This is a genomic window from Bacteroides sp. 90-K9/2, from assembly GCF_047310725.1.
In the GTDB taxonomy this organism is placed as follows: Bacteria; Bacteroidota; Bacteroidia; order Bacteroidales; family Bacteroidaceae; genus Bacteroides; species Bacteroides vicugnae.
In genome coordinates this window covers 227,589-251,716 of record NZ_JBCGVL010000007.1, presented here as the reverse complement: position 1 = coordinate 251,716, position 24,128 = coordinate 227,589, and the positions used below count along the sequence as shown (strand labels likewise).

The following is a 24,128-nucleotide window of genomic DNA, read 5'->3' as shown; positions in this document are numbered from 1 at the left end:
GCTATCACCTTAATCAACACAACTCTATTCATAGCAGTATTAATAAAAAAACGCTGCAGGTATGTTCTTATTCTATACTATCTGTGACTATAGTAATAAAAGCTATAGCAATCAGCCCAAAACCTTTTAGGATTTGAATCCTTTCACTGCTCTTTCCAGTCTTTCCAGAGGTAATTCACCGGATTGTCTCCAGAGCTGTTCTCCTTTTCTAAAAAGAATAAAGGTAGGAGTCGACTCAACTGTATAGAAATCTGTAAGGGCAGGTTCCTGATCGATGTCTACTAATACCACTTCCAATGTTCCTTCCATCAGTTTCTTAAATTCGTCAACAACCGGTTTCATACGTTGGCAATGAGGACACCACGTTGCATAAAACTCTGCCATTACCCAATCACCGTTAGCCAGTTTCTCCTGATTTCTTTCTTCACGAGCTATTTTCTTTTCTTTCATATGAATATCTCCTTTTAATTAATTACTATCACCCTAACAATATCAGGAGAAATATAGTTTAGAAAAATAGCAAGGTTACACACTAATTAAAGAATCCGTTTTAAAGATAAGCATTGCACAAAATTGCAACTTTCGTGCAAAAAAGAAACATCCTATTCAATATTTATTTATCTTTGCCCCCCGAAATGGTTCAGAATCCGTATCCAACGGACGACGATTAATAGGGAATCGGGTGCAAATCCCGGACAGTCCCGCTGCTGTGAAGCTCTGTTCAATGTCTTATAATTGAACTAATTTAACGCCACTGATGTTAATCGGGAAGGCAAATAAGACAAGAGTCAGTCAGAAGACCTGCCATTTTGTGTAAGACGCTCCCCTCCTCGTGGGTTAGGAGAAAGAGTATCACTTGTTAAGCCCCAAATCAAAAAAATACTGTTTTTCGTCGGGTGGAGTATGTCCATTAGACGGGAAGACATTAATAAGTATGTACTTAATTGAGAAAAGTATGATAAAAAAAATCTTAGTAGCCAATCGCGGTGAAATTGCCGTAAGGGTGATGCGCTCCTGCCGGGAGATGGAGATAACGAGTATCGCTATCTTTTCCGAAGCAGACCGGACCGCGAAGCACGTGCTTTACGCAGACGAAGCTTATTGCGTAGGGCCGGCAGCATCCAAAGAGAGTTATCTGAATATAGAAAAAATCATCGAAGTGGCGAAAGCAGCTCATGCGGACGCCATCCATCCGGGTTACGGCTTCTTGTCCGAGAATGCTACCTTCGCCCGTCGATGTCAGGAAGAAGGAATCATCTTTATCGGACCTAATCCGGAAACAATGGAAGCCATGGGGGATAAAATTGCTGCCCGTATCAAAATGATCGAGGCGGGAGTACCCGTTGTTCCCGGCACACAAGACAATTTGAAAAGTGTGGAAGAAGCCGTAGAGCTTTGCAATAAGATCGGATATCCGGTGATGCTGAAAGCTTCTATGGGCGGCGGTGGAAAGGGTATGCGCCTCATCCACAGTGCCGAAGAAGTGGAAGAAGCTTATACCACTGCCAAGAGCGAATCGTTGTCTTCCTTTGGCGACGACACGGTTTATCTGGAGAAGTTCGTTGAAGAGCCTCATCACATCGAGTTCCAGATTCTTGGTGACAAGCATGGAAACGTCATTCACCTGTGCGAACGCGAATGTTCCGTGCAACGCCGTAACCAGAAAATCGTAGAGGAGACTCCTTCGGTTTTCGTCACTCCCGAACTGCGGAAAGATATGGGTGAAAAGGCGGTAGCTGCAGCTAAAGCGGTGAACTACATCGGTGCGGGTACTATCGAATTTCTTGTTGACAAACACCGCAACTATTATTTCCTTGAGATGAACACCCGTTTACAGGTGGAGCATCCGATTACGGAAGAAGTGATTGGGGTAGATTTGGTGAAAGAGCAGATTAAAGTTGCCGACGGACAAGTGCTTCAACTCAAGCAGGAAAATATCCAGCAACGCGGACATGCCATTGAATGCCGTATTTGTGCCGAAGATACAGAAATGAATTTTATGCCGAGCCCCGGTATCATCAAACAGATTACAGAGCCGAACAGTATCGGGGTACGTATCGACAGTTATGTGTACGAGGGATATGAAATTCCGATCTACTACGACCCGATGATCGGTAAACTGATTGTGTGGGCTACCAACCGCGAATACGCTATCGAGCGGATGCGCCGTGTGCTCCACGAATATAAGTTGACCGGTGTGAAAAACAACATCAGCTATCTGCGTGCCATCATGGACACTCCCGATTTCGTGGAAGGTCACTATGACACAGGATTCATCGCCAAGAACGGTGAATATCTGCAACAACGCATCACGCACACCAGCGAACATTCCGAAAATATTGCCCTGATTGCCGCTTATATGGACTACCTGATGAACCTCGAAGAGAACAACAGCGGCATGGCTACCGACAATCGTCCCATCAGCAAATGGAAAGAGTTCGGACTGCACAAAGGAGTGTTGAGAATCTAATTTTAACAAAGAGAATTCAATTATGGAAATTCATATAGGAAACCGTGTGGCCGAAGTAGAGTTGGTCAGCAAAGAAGACAACAAGGTAGTACTCACCATTGACGGAAAACCGTTTGAAGCAGATGTAGTGATGGCGGAAAACGGCACTTGCAACATCTTGATGGACGGACGCAGTTCGAACGCACAACTGATTCGCCGTGATAACGGGAAAAGCTATAAAGTGAATACGCATTATAGCAGTTTCAATGTAGAAATTGTGGACAGCCAGGCGAAATATCTGCGGATGCGCAAGAAAGGGGAAGAGGAACAGAACGACTGCATCATTTCTCCGATGCCGGGCAAGGTAGTGAAAATACCTGTTGTAGCCGGTCAGGAAATGAAAGCGGGAGATACTGCCATCGTTATCGAAGCAATGAAGATGCAGAGCAACTACAAAGTGACTTCGGATTGCCGCATTAAAGAAATTCTGGTTCAAGAAGGTGATAGCATAACCGGCGAACAGACATTAATAACATTAGAACCGATTGCATAATATAAGAACGGATTGCATTATGGAAGAAATAAATAAAGCATACGCCACGTTCGAGGAACGTGACCGCATCGCTTCTCTTGGCGGAGGCGTTGATAAAATAGAGAAGCAACACGAAAGCGGTAAAATGACTGCCCGCGAACGTATCGAGATGTTACTCGACAAGGGTACTTTCGTTGAACTGGATAAGTTGATGGTTCACCGTTGTACGAACTACGGTATGGATAAGAACAAAATTCCGGGAGATGGTATCTTGTCCGGTTACGGAAAGGTAGACGGTCGCCAGGTGTTTGTTTACGCTTATGACTTTACGGTATATGGCGGCTCACTGTCAGCTTCCAATGCTAAAAAGATTGTGAAAGTACAACAACTTGCATTGAAGAACGGTGCCCCGATTATCGCTTTGAATGATTCGGGCGGTGCACGTATTCAGGAGGGAATCGAGAGCCTTTCCGGTTATGCTGATATTTTTTATCAGAATACAATGGCCAGCGGTGTGATTCCACAGATTTCAGCCATCCTCGGTCCTTGCGCCGGAGGTGCCTGCTACTCTCCTGCCCTGACCGATTTCATCTTTATGGTGAAAGATAAGAGTCATATGTTTGTGACTGGTCCGGATGTAGTAAAAGCGGTGATTCATGAGGAAGTAAGTAAAGAAGAGCTGGGTGGCGCAATGACACATAGCAGCAAGAGTGGTGTGACTCATTTTATGTGCAATTCCGAAGAAGAATTGCTGATGAGCATCCGTGAACTGCTTTCTTTCTTACCGCAGAATAATATGGATGAAGCCAAGAAACAGCCTTGCACCGACGAAACAAACCGCGAAGATGCTTCTCTGGATACGATCGTTCCGGTAGATCCGAACGTACCGTATGACATGAAAGACATTATCGAACGCGTTATAGACAATGGTTATTTCTTCGAAGTGATGCCGAACTTTGCAAAGAATATCATTATCGGCTTTGCCCGTATGGCAGGTCGTTCGGTAGGTATCGTAGCGAACCAGCCGGCTTATCTTGCCGGTGTTCTCGATATTGATGCCAGTGACAAAGCAAGCCGTTTTATCCGTTTCTGCGATTGTTTCAATATCCCATTGATTACCTTTGAAGATGTTCCGGGATTCCTTCCGGGATATACACAGGAAAACAATGGTATCATCCGTCACGGTGCAAAAATAGTTTATGCGTTTGCAGAAGCTACTGTTCCCAAACTGACAGTGATTACCCGCAAAGCTTACGGTGGTGCTTATATCGTAATGAACTCCAAGCAGACCGGAGCTGACGTGAACTTCGCTTACCCAAGTGCAGAAATTGCAGTAATGGGTGCGGACGGCGCCATCAATATCCTGTTCCGCAAAGCTGACGAAGCAACAAAGACCAAGGAACTGGAAGCTTACAAAGAAAAGTTTGCTACTCCGTATCAGGCTGCCGAACTGGGATATATTGACGAAATCATTTATCCGAGACAGACTCGCAAACGTCTGATTCAGGCACTGGAAATGACGGAAAACAAGATGCAGACAAACCCGCCCAAGAAGCATGGTAATATGCCTTTATAACAACTAGATAAGGTGCGCAAAAGCACCACTCATAAAACGAGCTTGCAGAGATTCTATGATATGCTTTAGAAGATTTGTAAGCTCGTTTCTTATTTGTAAGCCTGCCGTTTCTTTTATATGTAACAAAAAAAACGGCACCTCGATTCACATCGCAGCACCGTCACAACACAAACACAAAATAAAACACGACAAAACTACTATGCAATCTTCCTGTCATGCCGGGGAGGCATATCTTGCTTGACTTATCTATATTCGCATACGCATAAGAAGCTTTATCAGGCGATTTGCACAATAAATAACATACATTTCCGGATTTTGTTCACAGGATTGATAAGATTTTATTCAATAATATGATAAGAAAATGAAATAACGCACTCTTTAACGAATTCAAGAGAAACGAAAAAAACGGCACCCCGATTCACATCGCAGCACCGTCACAACACAAACACAAAATAAAACACGACAAAACTACTATGCAATCTTCCTGTCATGCCGGGGAGGCATATTACTAACTTACATATATTCGCATACCTACAAGTAGCCATCAGGCGATTTGCATATATAAAACATTCAGATTTTTATTTTGTTCACGAAAGGAGAAGCAAAATTTCATTTCTTCTCCTTATAGTCTTTCAGGAAGCCTTCCATCAGCCATTTGGCGAGTGCCTGACGATTGGAATTCATCACCAGCCGACGCTGATCGAACGTATTCTGGATATTACCCAACTCCACAAAGACGGAAGCGGGAGTGGTATGGGAAAGCACGTATAAGTTACGCCCGCTTACTGTGCCGGAAAAGCCCCGGTTGGGTTGATGCTTATCGTACTTTGACTCAAACGTATTTTTCATATTATTCGCCAATCGTTTGCTTTCTCCCTTTTTATTCGAATAATAGAAAAAGACATCCGTTTGTTTTCCCTTACTACGGCTATCGATATGAATAAAAATTGCCCTGCAATAAGAATAGTTCTTACGGTCTTTCCGGTAAAGGGCGTTTATTTTATCGCAGCGTTGCTGTAAGCGTTGCACCTGATTCAAAGGAATTGGATCGCCCATACAAGTCTCCCGTTTACTGTTTGACAGGTACGAATCATCACGGATACCATCTTTAGCATCTTGAATGATGATACGGACTTCGGCTCCTTCCTGCATCAGGTTACGTGCCAGACGGAGGGCAATATCATAAGCGTATTCATCTTCGTGCAATTCGTATTTACCAACTTTTCCGATAGCACCCGGATCAGGACCTCCATGTCCGCTGACCACATAGAAGCAAGCACCGGCAAGACGGTTGGAAGTGACTTTCACATCAGCCAGTTGCTTTCCAAACAGAGGCTCATTGAGGGTGGTTCCTATTTTTGTTGATTTAGCTTTCGGAGATTGTTGCTTTGTTCCGGAACTTTCGGAAGCTGATTTCTTGATGGGAGGAATAACATACGTTACGCCCACTTTAAGCACATTGTTCTTTCCCAGTTTCTGTTTATTGAGCTCAATAAAGTCGTCGTAATACTTCTTCGGAGAGCGGTTGTGCCTCAACAGAAAAGAAGAGATGCCTTCACCTGCCTTCGGAGTTGCCTTCTGCTGTGCCCAAAGAGTTGTGCCCGAAAAAAGAAAAGCTAAGAATAAAAGAATATAGAGTTTATTTTTCATAACTACATTAACTATCTCCTTCGCAAGAGTATCATTTCACTCATAAACAGGGCAAAAATACAATTATTTTCCCTACTTTTGCAGCATTAAAACATTTTTTGAAATAAAACATTAAAACCCGATAACATTATGGCAAAACAATTCAAACCGGAAACCCTGTGTGTACAGGCAGGATGGACGCCTAAAAAAGGCGAACCACGCGTATTGCCCATCTATCAAAGTACAACTTTCAAATACGATACCAGCGAGCAGATGGCCCGCCTGTTCGACCTGGAAGACAGTGGCTACTTTTATACCCGTCTGCAAAATCCAACGAATGATGCTGTTGCCGCCAAAATAGCCGCTCTTGAAGGTGGTGTAGCCGCTATGCTGACTTCCAGCGGTCAGGCCGCCAACTTCTATGCCATTTTTAATATCTGTCAGGCAGGAGATCACTTTGTTTGCTCCTCCGCTATTTACGGAGGTACGTTCAACCTGTTTGGCGTGACCATGAAGAAGCTAGGCATCGATGTGACTTTCGTTAATCCGGATGCCAGCGAAGAAGAAATTTCTGCAGCTTTCAAACCGAATACAAAAGCTTTATTCGGTGAAACGATTTCCAACCCTTCTCTTGAAGTACTGGATATTGAAAAGTTCGCACGTATCGCACACAGTCACGGGGTTCCATTGATTGTTGACAATACTTTCCCGACTCCGATCAACTGCCGCCCATTTGAATGGGGAGCTGACATCGTGGTTCATTCTACTACCAAATACATGGACGGACACGCTACAAGCGTAGGTGGCTGTATCGTAGACAGCGGTAATTTTGACTGGGATGCTCATGCTGAAAAATTCCCGGGACTTTGTACTCCGGACGAGTCATACCACGGACTGACTTATACTAAAGCATTCGGCAAAGGTGCTTATATCACCAAAGCAACTGCCCAACTGATGCGTGACCTCGGCAGCATCCAAAGCCCGCAAAATTCTTTCTTATTGAATCTGGGACTTGAAACGTTGCACCTGCGTATGCCTCAACACTGCCGTAATGCGCAGAAAGTAGCTGAATATCTTTCTAAAAATGAGAAAGTTGCCTGGGTAAACTATTGCGGACTGCCGGACAATAAATATTACAGCCTTGCACAGAAATATATGCCGAACGGTTCCTGCGGAGTCATCTCCTTCGGACTGAAAGGCGGACGTGACGTATCTATCAAGTTTATGGATTCACTGGAATTCATTGCGATCGTTACTCATGTGGCGGATGCACGTAGTTGCGTGCTCCATCCGGCAAGCCATACTCACCGTCAGTTGACGGATGAACAACTGATGGAAGCAGGTGTACGCCCAGACCTGATCCGTCTATCGGTAGGTATCGAAAATGCAGATGATATTATTGCTGATATCGAACAAGCATTGAACGCATAAGGATGCTGTAAAGGTATAGCCCATAAAAGAAGGCACGGGAATGAAAAGTTCCTGTGCCTTTTTATTTTACACAAAGAAAATCTTGTACCCTCATCATTAGGAGATACGGATTACACTTCCTCCGCAGATAAACTGGAGATCATTGTATCCACCCAGTATACAACTGTTCTATCCGCAGGTAAAATACCTTCGAGATAAGGCGAATCAGATACATCTTCCAACCATGCCGTAGTAATCGGACCTCTTTCTCTTGTAAGACTTTGAGTTCCTAAATACGGACTAAAATTAAAGAAGGTGTGTTGTTTCTCTACATCATTTTCACCTGTATATGTAAAGACAAAAGCTTTTTTCTTTTTTCCGGCCAGCGAAGCCCATTCTATCCGATATGTCCCTTCAACAAGCACCTGTTCATCCTTTGTTTTATAGGTGAATTTCCCTCCTTCTCCTTCTTCAGACAAACGATACACATCATCCGGTCGTAACACACAGATATCTCCTTTATTAATAAAAGAATAAAAGACCATTGCCGCATTCACCTTCTCCTGCAAATCGTCTTCTGCGTCAAATAACAACATACCTTCATTGGGTCTGGAGACTTGGAATTCAGGTTGGTCGAGACATGTAAAAGTCAGTACACCATAAGAAACAGTAACAGGCAGCGTGACATAATTGCCGTCTTTATCACTAACGGTAACCGTCACTTTCCCCTTTTTGCCGTGTGAGCTAAGCCATAACCTGTTATCGTTGACCGTTGCCGTCACAATCGTCTCATCGGAGCTTTGTGCCGAGTAACCACCTTTTCCATTAGCTATCCCGATATTCTCCGCTTCCCATCCATTAAGATACAGGACTGTAGAAGAAATCGTGTTCGTACAGGTTCCCGTTTCGTCGATTAATTCGGAACCGCTAAATAAAATAATCTCTGCATCATCTTGACAGGCTGATATACAAAAAGCCATGAGAGAAAGAAGAAAGAAGCCTAATAAAGTTTTTGTTTTCATATTTTCAGTGGTATGGTTAAATCGCGGCATATGCCATTGTTTTGCAAAGATATAAAGTATTTGTAAAAAAAAGACTATCTTTGTATGGAAAAAACACAGCTATCTGTATTCAAATAAAAAGCATGACTTTAAAACACTATTATAGTCTCATTCTCAGTCTAATGACTACTCTTTCCATTTCGTCTCAACAAGTCGTTGTCACGGAGCTTCCTACTCAAAGATTGTTACCGGTAGCACATATCCACCGGATTCTTCAGGATAGCGAAGGTTATATGTGGTATGCAACAGAAGGCGGAGGCCTGTGCCGTGACAACGGTTATCAGATTAATGTCTTTCGTTCGGACTTAAATACGCCTCACCTGCTATCCAGCAACGACATTACCTGTATAACAGAAGACAACGGACATCATATCTGGTTCGGCACCAAACGTGGTTTATACAGATTAGATAAAGCTAATTATCAAATCAACGAAATAACAGACGGGGAACTCAAGAAGCAAAGAGTCGATGCTGTCCGGGCTATTCATGACGGCACTATCTGGACTTCGGCCGAAGGTATGATTTACCACTTTTCCAGTGAAGGCAAATGTCTTGGAAGTTATCCTTCAGAATGGAAGGGTACAAGACGAAACGTTACTGACTTTTACGAAGATGGAAAACATCAACTTTGGGTACTGCAAGGATCGGGAGGTCTTTTACAATATCATCCGTCAACAGACAGCTTCTCGCCTTATCAATGGACATGTGATGCATCGCCCATACAAATGATTGAAGATGTACAAAATGATTGCTATTGGGTGGCTACTTGGGGAAAAGGAGTTGTACAATTAATCCCTTCTTCCAATCCACAATCGGAGGAAGTAATCTGTAAGTTACAACCCGTCACCTTAGAAGGGTACGAACAGACACCGCATAAAACTCAAATACTGGGATTACTTAAAGACAGCCGGCAGGAAGTGTTGTGGGTTTCAGCGATGGACGATTTATATGCTTACCGAATTGTAGATAATGCACTTCACCCCGTCGATACGGAAAGTTTTCTTCCTAAAGGCAAAAAGATATTGGATAGAATCATTGAAGACCGTGCCGGCAATGTATGGGTTCCAGGATATTCTCCCCATACGTTTATCCTCTCGTTCGACGCCAACAAAATCAAACGTTACCCTACTTCTGCCATGTCCGCTATTACCGGTTATCCGGTGATGGCAGACAGAACGATTCAAGAAGGGGACTATTATTGGATATGGCAGGGAAGAACCGGATTATCCATCTACCATCCTGCTTCCGAACAGATTTCTTTTGCATCGGATTTTTCCGAAGAAACAGGAAAGTATAATATCATAAAATGTATCGAGAAATGTCATACTCAACCCGGAATCTGGGCTGCATCCGATAATGCGTGTCTATTGTATCTGCAACATGAAGGCATGAAGATGAAACTGACAAAAGAGATCCAACTGCCGGATGCCCGACAGATTCGTGTATTAAGCGAGGACAATCAGGGAAACTTATGGATAGGCACAGAAAATGCCATCTATCAATATTCTCTTTCCAAAGGGGAACTCAAAAAGTTTCAGGGGAGTGCGAATATGATAAACGACCTGGCAGTTGCCCCGGACGGAACGATATTCTGCATTACAGAAGCATTGGAGTTCCAATATTTTTCCCCGGAAGGAGAAGGACATACGATTCGGAAAGGAGAAAACTATTCATCTGTCCTCATCGCTCCTGATGGTAAAGTGTGGGTAGCTACTTTGGAAGGAAATGTGTACAGCTATCATCCGCAAACTAAAGTTATCTCCCGGGAAGAGAATGCCTGCAACACAAACGGAGATGCTATCAAAGGAATGGAGATAGACAACTTGGGACATTTGTGGATATTGGCAGACCCATACGTAAAAGAGTACAACCCTACGAATCATTCATTTAGAATACTGTATAATTCCGACCGCTTCATTCAAGTGGATTATTTCCTTTCCATCCGCAAAATGAAAGACGGAACGATTTGCCTCGGAGGGATCGGTGCTTTTTGTCTGATTACCCCATCTGCAGAGCTGGATCAATCTCCCAACGATATAAAGCCCGTTATATCCTCCATCAAAATAGACGGAAAAACACAAATAACAGGTATAAATACCCGGCAAATAGAATTGAATCCTGATAATATCAATGTAGAAATATCCTTTTCTACGCTAGAACACTTACACGCCGGACAAATCAGTTATGCCTACCGTCTGAAAGGATGGGATGCAAGCTGGAAGTCACTTCCTCCGGGAGTAAACACTGCGTATTTCACCAAACTTCCCAAAGGCAACTACACATTGGAAATTAAAGCGACGGACATTCACGGTTGTTGGGCACAGCCCATATCCTGCCTGCAAATCAATCGTCTACCGGCATGGTACGAGACATGGTGGGCATACGCCCTTTATATGCTTTCTTTTATTCTGATAGCGGCAGGAGTCATAAAGTTCTACTTCAACCGTCTGCACCGGAAGCAACAGGAACAGTTGGAAGAACAACTGACACAGATGAAATTCCGTTTCTTTACGAATGTCAGCCACGACTTACGCACTCCACTGACGCTGATTATCACTCCTCTGAGCAGTCTGCTTTCGGAGATGCAGGACGGCAAGTTAAAGCAACAGTTATCTTCCATCTATCGCAATGCTGAAGAGTTGCTGCAATTAGTCAATCAATTACTGGATTTCCGCAAACTGGAAGTGAGCGAAGAAAAACTGAATCTGACGAATGCAGATATCAGTGAATTTGTCACAACTACTTGCGAAGCATTCAAGTCGTATGCGAACAACAAGCAGATTCGCTTTTCAGTCATACCACTGAAACAAACGCTTTATATGTATCTTGACCGGGATAAAGTACACAGGATTCTCTACAACTTACTCAATAATGCTTTCAAATTTACACCTCCGGAAGGAAGAATCGATGTGTTTTTCAAAATGGAGAACAGAGGAGGGATACAATACGTCTGCATCATCGTGCAGAACACCGGACAGGAAATAGCAGCAGATGAACTTCCCCATATATTCGACCGCTATTATCAGATCGGGGCAAACACCCACAGACAGGCAACAGCAGGAAGCGGCATCGGACTGCATATTGTGAAAGAATATGTCGCCATGCATCAAGGTTTTATAGAAGTGGAAAGCAATAAAGAAGAAGGAACTGAATTTTGTGTCTATCTTCCGACCAATCTGGTTGATAAACGTTTGCTACCGAGAGAGGAGAATATACCGGATGAATCCGGAGCAACTGAAACGAACTCATCAGATGCCCGGAAGACCATTTTGATTGTAGAAGACAATGAAGAATTCCGCCAATTCATGTATCAGCAGTTATCACAAGAATATCAGGTATGGGAAGCCTCCAACGGAGAAGAAGCGGAAGCCATCGCCAATGAGAAAGAAGTGGATATCATTGTGAGTGATGTCATGATGCCGGGAATGGACGGGTTTGAATTATGTCTCCGGCTGAAAGAGAATATGAAGACTTCACACATCTTCATTATCCTGCTTACTGCCCGCACAGGTGACGAAAACGAACTGGCAGGATATCAGTCGGGAGCAGACTGCTACCTGACAAAACCCTTCAACATGGATATTTTAAAGAACCGGATCCAGCATCTGCTGGCATTGCAGCAAAAACGGAAACAGATATTCTTGTCAGGCATTGAGGTTAATGCGGAAGATCTCACTTCCTCCAAAGTAGACGAACGATTTCTGGAAAAAGCAATCGAACTGGTCGAAAAGAATCTGGATAACAGTGATTATAGCGTGGAAGCTTTCAGTGACGACATGTGTATGAGCCGAATGAATCTTTACCGTAAACTGCAAATTATCACCGGACAGAAACCCACAGAATTTATCCGAAGCATCCGTTTGAAGAAAGCTGCCGGATTACTGACTCATACGGAACTGACCGTTATTGAAATATCGGAAAAAGTGGGATTCGCTACACCGAGTTATTTCAGTAAATGTTTTAAAGAGATGTTCGGAGTATTGCCTACCCAATATCACTCGCAGGATTAAAGGAAAAAAGGACGTCCCCGGGGGAAAAAGGGAATGGGAAATACGGGAACGTCCTCAAAACATAACAATACAGAAATACGGACTTTCACAAGGGCACATTTCTGTCTCTCTTATGCAACACTCCCTTCTATAAAAATATGGAGGAAATATCTGGAGAGGATATTATTATGTGGGAAATTTAGTTTATAGTCTTAAAAGCAATCTGATTGCATCAAAGTGATGAACGATAGGCAGTCCGGATATATTCTCCTACCGCATTGTCATCATTGATTTCTATGTATTTTTTCAATAAATCCGCAAAACCGGATTTTATCTGTTCCGTTTGTTTGTTCTCGCAGGCTGTGGAATATTCATCAACAGCCATGAGAAAATCCTGCATCCGTTCATTTAGCATTGTTCCTCCCGTACAAACCACATCGGAAATATCGGCTTGGATACTGCCATTTTCTATGACGACAGGGAGGCGGTATTCCAGTCCCGATTTGCTGGCACGAATAGAAAGCACTTTTACTACGGGCGACACAATAGTCACCGTATCGGCAAAAGCAAACTTTCCGTGGATTATTTCTGCACTATCTACCGGCTGCCCGCTCGAAGCATCTTTCATATAAACCATTTTTCCTTCGAATTCGGGCAAAGGTGCACTGCCGTTAATCTCGTAACCTTTTATCTGATGCCCGGTGCAAGCCGCTATCAAGCATACTCCCGAAAGAAAAGATAAAAGTTTCACATATCTGTTCATTAAGCTCTTCATTCTTCTTTAAAAAAGAAAAGCCGCCCGCACTATCAGCTGAACGGCTTTCTCTTTTCATTCATACATTTGTATAATCATTCATCCTTAGAATCTGAATCCCAGTTTCACCATAGGCATTTCAAATATCTTGATGTTGTGGTGACTGACATTATATTTATCAAATCCTTTCGGACAAATCTGTATCAGGTCATAGCGGTAAGCCAGAGGGTGCATTTCGAAACCGAAAACGAAACCTTTAGCAATGCTATACTCGATACCTGCTACGGCAGCTACTTTGAAACCGTACATCTGACCGGCTTTACTTCCGGAAACATAGACCTGTGACGGAAGTTCTTCCGAGTCGTCACTATCCTTATAGGTGTCTCCAGTGTATGGTTCGGTCGTTTCAATGCGTGCCATCTGGAAGCCGAGTGCGCCTCCGAGATACGGATGAATACGTTCGTTGCGAGTCTTGAAATAGTAGTTGGAACCGACAGATACATACCAGTTGTTGGTCATCTGCGCATTGATATAACTTTGCGCAGGGATAATCATGTCGGGTACACTGTTGTCTCCTTCTACATAGTCTTTCTTTGGAGTGAGGCTGACGTTCATGCTGAACTGGAAATTTACATCCCAATTGTCAGACACGAAATACTTACCTTCAATTCCAGCTATATTGACCAGACTATTATTATTCAGACTCCCGATGTTCAGATAGCGGTTCAGATCGCCGGAGTTATCCGTTCCTCCATTGGGAAGTCCGACTACTCCTCCGTCATTGGAGAACTTGGGAAGCAGATAAGAAGTGTTCTCGTTAAAGAACTTTCCGCTACCAAGCAGGACTGAAACCTGCCACTGTCCTTTCTTCGGGGCAAACGACGCATCATCACTGCTGCTGTAACGCTGCGCCATTGAAGGCGCAGCTGTCATACAGGTCAGCAAAAGTAATGTGCATAGTTTTTTTATCATCTTGTTACTTTTACGTAGTTAGGAAATTATTTCAAGAAGATAGCAAGAAGTGCTTTCAACTGAGCACTTGCAGTATCATAATCTGCCTTGGCAGCATCATATTCAGCCTGTTTTACTTTGATATTTTCCTGAATATTTGCAAATGTATCCTCGATATAATTATTATCAGTATACGTACCTTCAGCCAACTTCTCTAAATTTCTTTCAGCAGTAGCCAAAGCTGCTTTTTTATCAAGAAGGCTAGTTACAGCTTTTAAATATTCAGCATTAATAGCTTCTTTGATTTCCTCCAAAGTCATATCTTTATAATCATCACCTAACTCATCAAGGCTAGCAATATAGTCAGAAATTGTAGACTCAATCTTATCTTTTATAGCGTCTTTATAGTCATAGTCCTCACTAACTTTCTTAATATTTGCCTCTACTTCCTTAAAGACTTTATCATAAGCTACTTCAGCGTCAGTCAAAGCATTCTGTGCTTTTGTTACATTTGCAGCCAATTCTGTTTTTTTCTTATCCAGCGTAGCTTGTTCTTTAGCTTTTTGAGCTGTAAACTCTGCTTTCAAAGCTTTATAGGTATCAGCTTGGTTTATCACAGCAGTCAGACGTGCAGCTTCTGCCGTTGCATAAATAGAGATACCAAGAGTTCCATAGTCACCATCTTGCAATTCTGTTGCCAGTCTATTGCCATTAACTTCCTTAAGAACCATATCAGCTGACACAGCAACTCTTCTAGGTTTATTATCACGATTAAATTTATCACCAAATACTTTTATTGAAGCTTTTTTCCATGACTCATATGGAATATCACCAGCAGATGCTCCAAGTTCAAGAAGCTTATTTGCATCAGCTTGTTCTATCTTATTAGCTTTTGTCACAGCACCAGCTGTCCATTCAATTAATTTTAATTCTAGCCCTACAATTGACTTGAAGTTTGCCAAAGGATTATCTATTATCCAAGCTGAAATTGCTTTTTTAGTATTGGTAGAAGTCTCTGTTGCTTCTGCTTTTGTACTTTTAAGTTCCTTATCCAAAGCATCCTGATAGTATTCAGCCAAAGCAGTAGCTAATTTACTGATATTAGCATCCTGTGTTCTAGCAGCATCACCCAATTTATTATAAGCAGCTATTGCAGCTTCGGCAGCTTTTTTTGAAGCATCTATATCAATAGCTTCAACCTCAATATATTTATCGCGAGCTTTCTCCCAAGTCTTATAATCAGCATCGTAAGTTTCATTAGCTTTTGTTGCTTCAGCCTCTGCTTTCACGACTTCAAGTTTAGACCATGCAAGATCTTCCAAATCAATTCCTTGAGTAGCTGCATCAATAAGTTTATTCCAGCCATCAATCTGTTCTTGCGCCTTAGTAACCAGTACAGTTTTTGCATAGCTGAATTCACCTGTTGATTTATTATAGCCATCTACTCCATCAGAAATACCATCAAAAGCATCATTCAGGCCTTTAAGAATGCTCTGATCTGCTTTTTTAGAGTAAGCAGAAGCTACATTAGTAGTAGCATTAACTTTATTGAGAGCCTCCTTAGCATCGTCTAATTTTTTCTTAGCAGCAGTTTTGTTCTTTTCCAAGTTAGGATTAGCAACTTTTAATTCTTCTTTTTTAAGTTCATACTGTCGTTTCTGGACATCTAATGTTGCCATTTCATCCTTCAGCTTTTTAACTTCTGCTTCCCAATCGGCTAATGTAGTATATTCATTATCCAGAATAGCCTTATATCCATCAGCTGTTTTTTGTGCTATATTCAAATTGGATTCAGCGATTTCCACAGCATTCTTCAATTTAGCCTCGATGTTTCCATCAGCCACCCAATTAGGATAGTCCGCCAACTGTTCCTGAAGTTTCTTCAAGCTACCTTCTGCATATCCGTTATTTGCATTATCCGGTTTTTGTGTAATTACATAATATGTAATATACTTTTCATCAGTACCAGTAGTAGTTGTTGTCCCAGCTCCTTCGCCAACACTTGTCTGTGAACTTGTTGATTTAGATACAAGCCTTTGTTCAGTCTTAACTTCTGTCGTTGAATATCCATACATAGCCTTATCCATAGCTATCTTAGCATAAGCAACTTTTGCCTCTACAACATTTAAACGAATTTGTTCTTCATCTGTCAGCAATAACTTGGAAGCTTCAATCTGTTCCATAGCTTGTTTGTAAGCTTCCTGTGCTTTAGCAGTGGCTGTTTCGGCAAGAAGCATTTTTTCCTTATACTGCTCAACAATCAATGCCTTTTCATTTTCCCACTTAGTTTTGTCAGCTTCAGCTTTTGCAATGGCAGCTTCCGCTTCAGCTTTTGCTTGTGCAGTAGCAGCTTCTTCCTTTTCAATCAAAAGTTTCTTTACTTGAATGTCCAGTTCATGCAACTGCAAATCAATTTCTGCAGACTTATTCTGAAGTGCCAAACCTGCATTAACTAATTCTTGCTCTGCAACCTGTGCTTTTCTCAATTCAGCCTCTACAAGCTCAACTGCAGCTTGAGCCTTGATAAATTCAGACTTTGCTCCCCTAAGTTCTGCAATGCCTTCCGGTTCATCGGTATCAATACATCCCGTGAATGTCGCCGTCGTACCTGCCATGAGCAAGGTTGCGACTAAATACGTCCATTTTCTCATAAAAGTAAATTAAATGTTATACAATTAATAAATAAAAAATTTGTTTGTACTAATTCATGATTTATTTCGCTTCACTCCCCCTCTTCCCGTTACTTTGTAGGTAACGGGAAAACCCTTGTGCCTGCTCTTTTGGAGTAGTCTATACTAGAAAATAATACGATATATGACGAATCTTCTTACCCCTGCTTATGAGAAAAAGTAGAGGGGCGGGAAATCTATTGCAAAATTTAGACGTTAACAAAGTTCTAAGACAAAGAATCCACGTGTTCTTCTGTGTTTATTCCTATTTTGAGTAGTTTATTAGAAAAAATGTACGATTTTGTTTGGATGTTTTAAGAAATATGCTCATATTTGCAGCGTCTTTTCTTCCCGTTACCTACAAAGTAACAGCACTAAAAATCAGCTACTTGCCACAAGCATAGATCCTTTTCAGCGAAGACAGAATCGTCACATTCGCTTCATCTATTTTCTTATTCTTAAAAGGTTTTAGATAAGTCTCTGTGACAATAATGGATGAATGCCCCATCGCCTCTGAAATAATGCCTGGATGTATCTCGCAATAATATGCCATTGTAGCCCAGGTATGCCGAGCCGTATACGAGCTTAAATCAGAAGTCAATGCAAGTACTTGTTTCAGCAACAGAAGTTGATAGTTAAAATTACGCAAAGCTATCTGATATTCCCTGTAGGTAGCTTCCGTACTCTCTCTGCCAGTCAGTATGGGAAAAAGATAAGGAGAAGCAGAATCGGTGTTCATATACTTTTTCATCAGTTTCATAGTTTCCGGCAGAAGCGTCACGGTCAGAAGCCTTCCGGTTTTTCTACGACGATAAGTGAGTACATTCCCCACTATATCCTGCTTTTTAAGATACGCAAGATCTACGAACGGCATACCACGAAGCATGAACATTAAGAAAAAGTACGCGCGCGTACGTTGCAATTCTCCTCTTCCCTGATGAATTTGTTTGGGAAGCTCTTTCATCAGCCGTTCCATATCCTCCTTTTCCAGTGCACGCTTCCTATCGGCACGCGTCCCTGTATAGACATACCGGAAATGATGCGGTATATAAGACGCCATCCGACGGTCGACCGCACGGTTGTATACCGCTCTCAACGTACGCATATAGGTTGAAACCGTGTTCCAGCTACACTCCTTTTCCCGCAAATACGTTTCAAAACTTTTAAGAAACTCCTGATTCACTTTCTTGAATGGCAGATTCCTGCTCCCGTTAAATGCAATGATAGCATTCATGCTACTCCTGTAAACATGAGCAGTTCCATAGTTCCCACTTTTTCGAAGCCCTTCAGCTACTTCCTTCATAAATGAAATCAAATTCCCCATTTTTATTAATTTTAGTTATCACTCAAGCATGTCCCTGAAGAAAAGCGCCCTCACCGCAATTCCCCCCAATGCTCTTTATTCCAAATCTCAACATATCATCATACAAATATAATGAATTATGTTTTCTTTATATACACCCGATGTGTTCCTCTGCCATCAATCCCGATGCCGGAACCGGGTGTATACGCCCACTGGCGTAATTCATTGGTAGCCGCTGTACGCAGCAAACCTGTCAGTTTCCGGTATTCGTAGACCGTCAGAAAAGGATGTTCCTCCAGATATCTAACAGCCAATGCAAGTCGTTGCTCCGGTGTATACTTCTGTGAAGAACGTTGCGACTTCCACGGAGCCCTTTCCAGCAGACATCTTCCATTGATACGCCTCATCATCTTCCTGTCTACACGAAAGTTCACGTTTCCCACCACAATGCTTCGTGCGTTACGATGGGTTTCACCCTCTCCGGCCTTTTCGCGTTCTTTATCTTTGCATAACGCCAACGAAGGAGAGAATGTTCCGATGCCATCCAGCTTCACAGACTTGCCTTCTGCCATCTGATGTGCCATCTCAATACCTATCTGTGTAATTACGCCTTCCACATCTCCGACGTTAAAACCACTGCTGGATGCTATCTGACGTATCAAATCCTCGGTAGATACCTGTTCCATCATTGCAAACCGCGGATAAAGTACCTGTTCGCCCGTTCCATGAATATCGGGCATTTCTTCCATTATATACATTGCCATAATACTAAAGTTTATTTGAAATATTGATTACTAATAGAAAACTTACTCGCTATAGGTAGAAAACTTGTTCTCCCCTAAAGGAAAAGTTATTTTTCCCTTAGGGCAAACTAAAACCGCAAGTTCCGGTTTTATAACTGAAACTTCTGATTACATAATCAAAAGTTCCGGTTTTATAATCAGAACTTGCGGTTATAGTTTTCTTACTAACAAAGATACGTTTTCCTGCCGGAACAAGCAAGTTTAATCCCTATGAAAAGGAAGTTTGATACATTTGTTGCAGCATCTTGTTACATTTCTATTCCTCACATCACCTGTCACGCTCCTATCTTTGCCCATTATTAAACAAAGAATAGGAAATGATGAATAACTACTTCGAATCTTCTGTAAGGCTACTCGCTCTTTTAGTGTTAATACCCTGCTTTATTGCTGAAAGTTCCGCATCGGAACGTAAAGTCAGCATAAATGAGAACTGGAAGTTTTACCGGGGTTGCATTGCCAATGCCGAACAGACATCTTTCAAGGACGCTCAATGGAGGATACTCGATTTACCTCATGACTGGAGCATGGATCCTGTGCCCGTACAAAGAGAAGGTATAACAATCGGTCCTTTTTCACGCATGAGCGTAGGCGGGGCAGATACCGGACAAACCGTAGGAGGTGAAGGATGGTATAGAAAAGAATTCACCATACAGACGGAAGATGCCAATAAGATTATTTCCCTTTATTTTGAAGGAGCTTATAACCAAACAGAAGTCTGGATAAACGGGCAGAAAGCCTGTTTTAATCCTTATGGATATATCCCTTTCAAAATCGACATCCATCCATACTGCAACGCTCCCGGCATTCGGAATATAATAGCCGTCAAAGTGGTGAATGAAGGTCTGAACAGTCGGTGGTATGCCGGTTCCGGCATTTACCGGCACGTATGGCTAATGAAAACGGACAAAGTACATTTGGACGAATGGGACACTTTTATAGATGCTTCCAAAGTAGAAGGTAAAAAAGCGACGGTTGATCTTCACTCCATTCTACATAACTCCGGCAAAGAAAAAGTGACCGCCCATCTGAAGATTCAGATATTTTCTCCACAAGGGGAAGAGGTTTATTCCACTACTCAACCAGTCAATATATCCGGTGAAACCAATATCCCCATTTCCCTCACTTTTGATATAAAAAAGCCGGAATTATGGTCGGTAGATACTCCTAGTTTATATACCGCACATCTATCCTTGAAATCTAAGAAGCTATCTGATGAAATAACCGTTCCTTTCGGAATACGAACCGTCGAATTCTCCGCAGAAAAAGGATTTCTATTAAATGAGAAACCGCTGAAATTAAAAGGTGGTTGTTTGCATCATGACAATGGTTTATTAGGTGCCGTAGCTATCAACAGGGCAGAAGAACGCAAAGTAGAGCTAATGAAAGCAAATGGTTTCAATGCAGTCAGATGCTCGCACAACTTACCGTCGGAATATTTTCTACAGGCATGTGACCGACTGGGATTGCTAGTGATTGATGAAGTATTCGATCAATGGCAACAAGCAAAACGCCCGCAAGATTATCACCAATTCTTCGATGAATGGAGTGAACACGATATAGCTACCATGGTGCGCAGAGACAGAAACCATCCTTCTATTATCATGTGGAGTATTGGCAATGAAATAGCTGAACGCGCCGACGAACCCACTGGAGAGATCATAGCCCGGAAACTAATTGCAACCATTCACCGATATGATACAAGCCGCGCCACTACCGCTGCTGTTAACTCGTTTTGGGACAGAAGAGATTTCAGTTGGGAGAAGGATTCGGAAAGGGCTTTCCGGAACCTGGATATCTCCGGTTACAATTATCAATGGAAGGAATATGAAAAAGATCACGCACGATTCCCGCAACGGATTATGTACGGCAGTGAATCGGTGCCCAAAGAAGCAGCACAGAACTGGAACCTGATTGACAAGAATTCCTATCTGATTGGAGATTTTGTCTGGACTGCCCTCGACTATCTGGGTGAAGCCGGTCTGGCACATACTCTCGAACTTGCTCCGGGAGAACACAGTCCGCAGTTTATGGGATGGCCGTGGTATAATGCATGGTGTGGTGACATTGACTTCTGCGGAGACAAGAAACCGCAATCTTATTATCGCGACATTCTTTGGAAAAGACGTGATATTTCATTAGCAGTACAACCTCCCGTAGCCAAAGGGAAAAGAGAAGATATCAACTACTGGGGATGGAAAAACGAATTCCTTAGTTGGAACTGGAAAGGATACGAAGGCAAAACGATGGCAGTACATGTGTATAGTCGTTCCCCTAAAGTAAGACTTTATTTGAATGACAGGTTATTGGGAGAAAAAGAAGTCAATCCCGATACCTATACGGCTTCTTTCGAGGTTCCCTATGAACCGGGACAACTGAAGGCTGTCAACTTGAAGGGAAAGAAAGAAACGACATCGACTGAACTTTACACAACCGGAATTCCGGCAATGATACATTTGACAGCCGATCGTATGAAAATAAAGGCAGATAAAAATGACCTTTCATATATAAAGGTTGAAATATTGGATAAAGATGGAAAGTTAATACCTGACTGTTCCATTCCTTTGGAAATTAAATCTACCGGAAAAGGGTCCGTCATTGCCGCAGGTAATGGAAGTGCGGATGATATGAAAAGCTTTCGTTCCTTAAAGCCGAAAACGTTTCGGGGAAAAGCAATTGCTATCGTTCAGCCAAATGCAGAAAAAGGGACGATCACTCTTACTGTTTCAGCAGAAGGATTGCCGGAAGCGGCTATTGTCATAGAGACTTATTAATAAATCAATCTTGATTAAGGATACACAGTTGAATGTACTGCATGAGATTGTTTAAACAGTAATATAAAAATATAAGAACAGGAGAAACATGATTAAGAAAACCACCTTATTAAGTAGTTTATCCATTGTGCTGTCAATGGGGACTATGAGTGCGCAATCCTATGAATGGATTAGCAGTACGGAAAATAACACATGGCAACAGTCTAAAGTCAAGTTGCAGACAAATACCGGGCGCACTCCCCTACTCGAGGTCAACGGTTCGGAGAATGGAACTGTCTTCAAAGCTTGGGGAACATGCTTTAATGAACTCGGATGGGATGCACTCAACATGCTTCCACGGAAGCAACAGGAGATTGTTCTTCAACAGTTGTTTGCTCCCGGAGGAGATCTGAAGTTTACCATGGGACGCTTCTCCATGAATGCCAACGACTACGCCCGCGACTGGTACAGTTGCGATGAAGTATCCGGTGACTTCCAATTGAAGCATTTCAATATCAATCGGGATAAAACAACGTTGATACCTTTTATCAAAGCTGCACAACAGTATAATCCGGATATGACTTTCTGGATGTCGCCATGGTCGCCTCCTTCCTGGATGAAAATCAATCACTACTATTCAGTTCGCAGTGACCGTAATCAAAATCAGATGTCGCCTCTGTCTGATGTAGCACTTTATGAGGATAGTAAAGAAAAGAACACACAGGTATTTCCACAGCAGTTGGCTGTAAATGATTACTTTATTCAGGATCCACGTTATCTGCAAACCTATGCAAACTATTTCTGTAAATTCATCGATGCTTACAAGGAACATGGCATCCCCATCTCCATGATCATGTTCCAAAATGAGTCATGGAGCTACACCAACTATCCGGGTTGTGCCTGGACGGCAGAAGGTATTATCCGTTTCAATGCAGAGTACCTCGCTCCTACTCTGAAAAAGCAGCATCCGGAAGTAAAGTTATATTTAGGAACAATCAACACCAACCGTTATGAGGTGATCGATCAGGTGCTTTCCGACCCACGAATGCCGGAAACAATAGAAGGGGTCGGCTTCCAATGGGAAGGCGGACAGATTTTACCCAAACTCCGCGCCAAATATCCGCAATACAAGTACGTGCAAACGGAAAGCGAATGTGGTTGGGGCTCTTTCGACTGGAAAGCAGCCGAACACACTTTCGGACTAGTGAATCATTATCTGGGTAATGGTTGTGAAGAATATACTTTCTGGAATGCTATTTTGTACGACGGAGGTTTCAGCGGATGGGGATGGAAACAGAATGCTTTGATTCATGTGGATTCAAAGACAGGGACTGCGACCTACACTCCCGAATATTATGCGGTAAAACATTACAGCCATTATGTAACACCCGGCTCGAAAGTGCTGGCATATAAAGATAGAGGAGATAAGATGCCGGTAATGATCGTCATGACTCCACAAAAGAAACAGGTGGTGATAGCCGGTAATTTCAACGAAGAAGCCAAAGAGCTTACTGTGAAATTAGGTACTCGCTATTTGAATGTAACCTTGCAACCTCATTCTTTGAACACTTTCATAGAAAAGTAGAAAAACAGAGCTGCCGCAAAGAGTCTAAATTCAATAATCGACGACTCTTTACGGTAGCACATAGCTATGTTAGTCCCTTGTCTATGCCACTAAAATTGATTCTATTTTACGATTTGGCTACTATTACCGCTTCTTTACTTTATATCCTTTCAGGGTAAAACCGACTTCAAACAGGTTCAAAAGGGCTATCCGAATATTATCTTCTATATAGGTTTCCATATTATCATATTTTGCAAAGTAGACGGGAAGCAGCCTGTTATTCCTCCTATAACTTTCATCTGGTGTTTTACCGGTAAAACGTTCTTTCTTCTTCACCCCCCAACGGACGGTTTTACTACAAGGAAGAGGTATACCTATCGTTAACACTTTTTCTTTAGTTGCCGTATCGGTGATTCCATGTTTCCAGATACTGATATGGCTGGCTCCCAAATAAGTGCCGATATAAAGGACAACGGTCAGCGTCCAATCGTCCAAAGCCTCATCGGTTTGAATGCCATTCACCAAATCAGAGAAATAGCCTTCAACCATTTCTCTGTCAAAACAGTTTAGTTCAGGCCATTCACATTTCTCAAACAGTTGATGCACATTGACAGGAACCAGTAAAGTGGTTATTTCTAACTGATATTTCATTCATTTCGTTTTTATATCATTGCATCTAAAATCGTCT

General features: G+C 42.3%; 16 protein-coding genes and 1 riboswitch. Of the genes, 7 read left to right on the top strand and 9 right to left on the bottom strand.

Annotated features, from left to right (window positions below; all coding sequences use genetic code 11):
* Positions 1–126: 126 nt before the first annotated feature.
* Complete coding sequence (locus AAHJ11_RS16870; protein WP_148365030.1) at positions 127–450, bottom strand: thioredoxin family protein; 324 nt, start codon at positions 448–450, stop codon at positions 127–129.
* A 169-nt stretch (positions 451–619) separates the two neighbouring features.
* Positions 620–824: riboswitch (cobalamin riboswitch) on the top strand.
* 131 nt (positions 825–955) lie between these two features.
* Between AAHJ11_RS16870 and accC the strand changes: the two genes are divergently transcribed.
* The 3 genes from accC to AAHJ11_RS16855 are packed head-to-tail and all read left to right on the top strand — an operon-like array spanning position 956 to position 4,557.
* Positions 956–2,470, top strand: coding sequence for an acetyl-CoA carboxylase biotin carboxylase subunit (accC, locus tag AAHJ11_RS16865; RefSeq protein WP_413579873.1), 1,515 nt, complete (start codon positions 956–958; stop codon positions 2,468–2,470).
* 22 nt (positions 2,471–2,492) lie between these two features.
* On the top strand, positions 2,493–3,002 hold the full coding sequence (locus AAHJ11_RS16860; protein WP_008650400.1) for an acetyl-CoA carboxylase biotin carboxyl carrier protein subunit: 510 nt from the start codon (positions 2,493–2,495) through the stop codon (positions 3,000–3,002).
* Between the two features lie 19 nt (positions 3,003–3,021).
* On the top strand, positions 3,022–4,557 hold the full coding sequence (locus tag AAHJ11_RS16855) for an acyl-CoA carboxylase subunit beta (protein ID WP_413579871.1): 1,536 nt from the start codon (positions 3,022–3,024) through the stop codon (positions 4,555–4,557).
* A 609-nt stretch (positions 4,558–5,166) separates the two neighbouring features.
* On the opposite strand, the gene AAHJ11_RS16850 is transcribed toward AAHJ11_RS16855, so the two are convergent.
* Complete coding sequence (locus AAHJ11_RS16850) at positions 5,167–6,207, bottom strand: N-acetylmuramoyl-L-alanine amidase family protein (RefSeq protein WP_195650054.1); 1,041 nt, start codon at positions 6,205–6,207, stop codon at positions 5,167–5,169.
* Between the two features lie 129 nt (positions 6,208–6,336).
* Here AAHJ11_RS16850 and AAHJ11_RS16845 point away from each other — a divergent pair, with 129 nt between their 5' ends.
* On the top strand, positions 6,337–7,617 hold the full coding sequence (locus tag AAHJ11_RS16845) for an O-acetylhomoserine aminocarboxypropyltransferase/cysteine synthase family protein (protein WP_004306892.1): 1,281 nt from the start codon (positions 6,337–6,339) through the stop codon (positions 7,615–7,617).
* Positions 7,618–7,727: 110 nt separating this feature from the next.
* Here the strand turns inward: AAHJ11_RS16845 and AAHJ11_RS16840 are convergent, their stop codons facing one another.
* A complete protein-coding gene (locus AAHJ11_RS16840) occupies positions 7,728–8,648 on the bottom strand; it encodes a hypothetical protein (protein WP_148365036.1) in 921 nt (306 codons plus the stop codon).
* 92 nt (positions 8,649–8,740) lie between these two features.
* Here AAHJ11_RS16840 and AAHJ11_RS16835 point away from each other — a divergent pair, with 92 nt between their 5' ends.
* On the top strand, positions 8,741–12,667 hold the full coding sequence (locus AAHJ11_RS16835) for a response regulator (protein ID WP_320975192.1): 3,927 nt from the start codon (positions 8,741–8,743) through the stop codon (positions 12,665–12,667).
* Between the two features lie 211 nt (positions 12,668–12,878).
* Here AAHJ11_RS16835 and AAHJ11_RS16830 read toward each other — a convergent pair whose 3' ends face one another.
* The 5 genes from AAHJ11_RS16830 to AAHJ11_RS16810 all read right to left on the bottom strand — a co-directional run bounded on the left by AAHJ11_RS16830 (position 12,879) and on the right by AAHJ11_RS16810 (position 19,087).
* Positions 12,879–13,421: a DUF4369 domain-containing protein gene (locus AAHJ11_RS16830; RefSeq protein ID WP_148365038.1), complete on the bottom strand. Its 543-nt coding sequence runs from the start codon at positions 13,419–13,421 to the stop codon at positions 12,879–12,881.
* A gap of 84 nt (positions 13,422–13,505) precedes the next feature.
* Positions 13,506–14,372: a BT1926 family outer membrane beta-barrel protein gene (locus AAHJ11_RS16825; protein WP_148365039.1), complete on the bottom strand. Its 867-nt coding sequence runs from the start codon at positions 14,370–14,372 to the stop codon at positions 13,506–13,508.
* A 26-nt stretch (positions 14,373–14,398) separates the two neighbouring features.
* Positions 14,399–17,002, bottom strand: a complete 2,604-nt coding sequence (locus tag AAHJ11_RS16820) for a hypothetical protein (RefSeq protein ID WP_320975191.1) — start codon at positions 17,000–17,002, stop codon at positions 14,399–14,401.
* 403 nt (positions 17,003–17,405) lie between these two features.
* A complete protein-coding gene (locus tag AAHJ11_RS16815; RefSeq protein WP_148365041.1) occupies positions 17,406–18,344 on the bottom strand; it encodes a tyrosine-type recombinase/integrase in 939 nt (312 codons plus the stop codon).
* A 116-nt stretch (positions 18,345–18,460) separates the two neighbouring features.
* Entirely contained in the window at positions 18,461–19,087 is a 627-nt protein-coding gene (locus tag AAHJ11_RS16810; protein WP_148365042.1) for an HU family DNA-binding protein, read from the bottom strand.
* A gap of 356 nt (positions 19,088–19,443) precedes the next feature.
* Here AAHJ11_RS16810 and AAHJ11_RS16805 point away from each other — a divergent pair, with 356 nt between their 5' ends.
* Both AAHJ11_RS16805 and AAHJ11_RS16800 read left to right on the top strand, forming a co-directional pair.
* Positions 19,444–21,897: a glycoside hydrolase family 2 TIM barrel-domain containing protein gene (locus AAHJ11_RS16805; protein WP_413579869.1), complete on the top strand. Its 2,454-nt coding sequence runs from the start codon at positions 19,444–19,446 to the stop codon at positions 21,895–21,897.
* Between the two features lie 88 nt (positions 21,898–21,985).
* A complete protein-coding gene (locus AAHJ11_RS16800) occupies positions 21,986–23,461 on the top strand; it encodes a glycoside hydrolase family 30 protein (RefSeq protein ID WP_148365044.1) in 1,476 nt (491 codons plus the stop codon).
* Positions 23,462–23,584: 123 nt separating this feature from the next.
* On the opposite strand, the gene imm9 is transcribed toward AAHJ11_RS16800, so the two are convergent.
* Positions 23,585–24,091 carry an Imm9 family immunity protein gene (gene imm9, locus AAHJ11_RS16795; protein WP_148365045.1) on the bottom strand — a complete coding sequence of 169 codons (507 nt, stop codon included), beginning with the start codon at positions 24,089–24,091 and terminating at the stop codon, positions 23,585–23,587.
* Between the last annotated feature and the right edge of the window lie 37 nt (positions 24,092–24,128).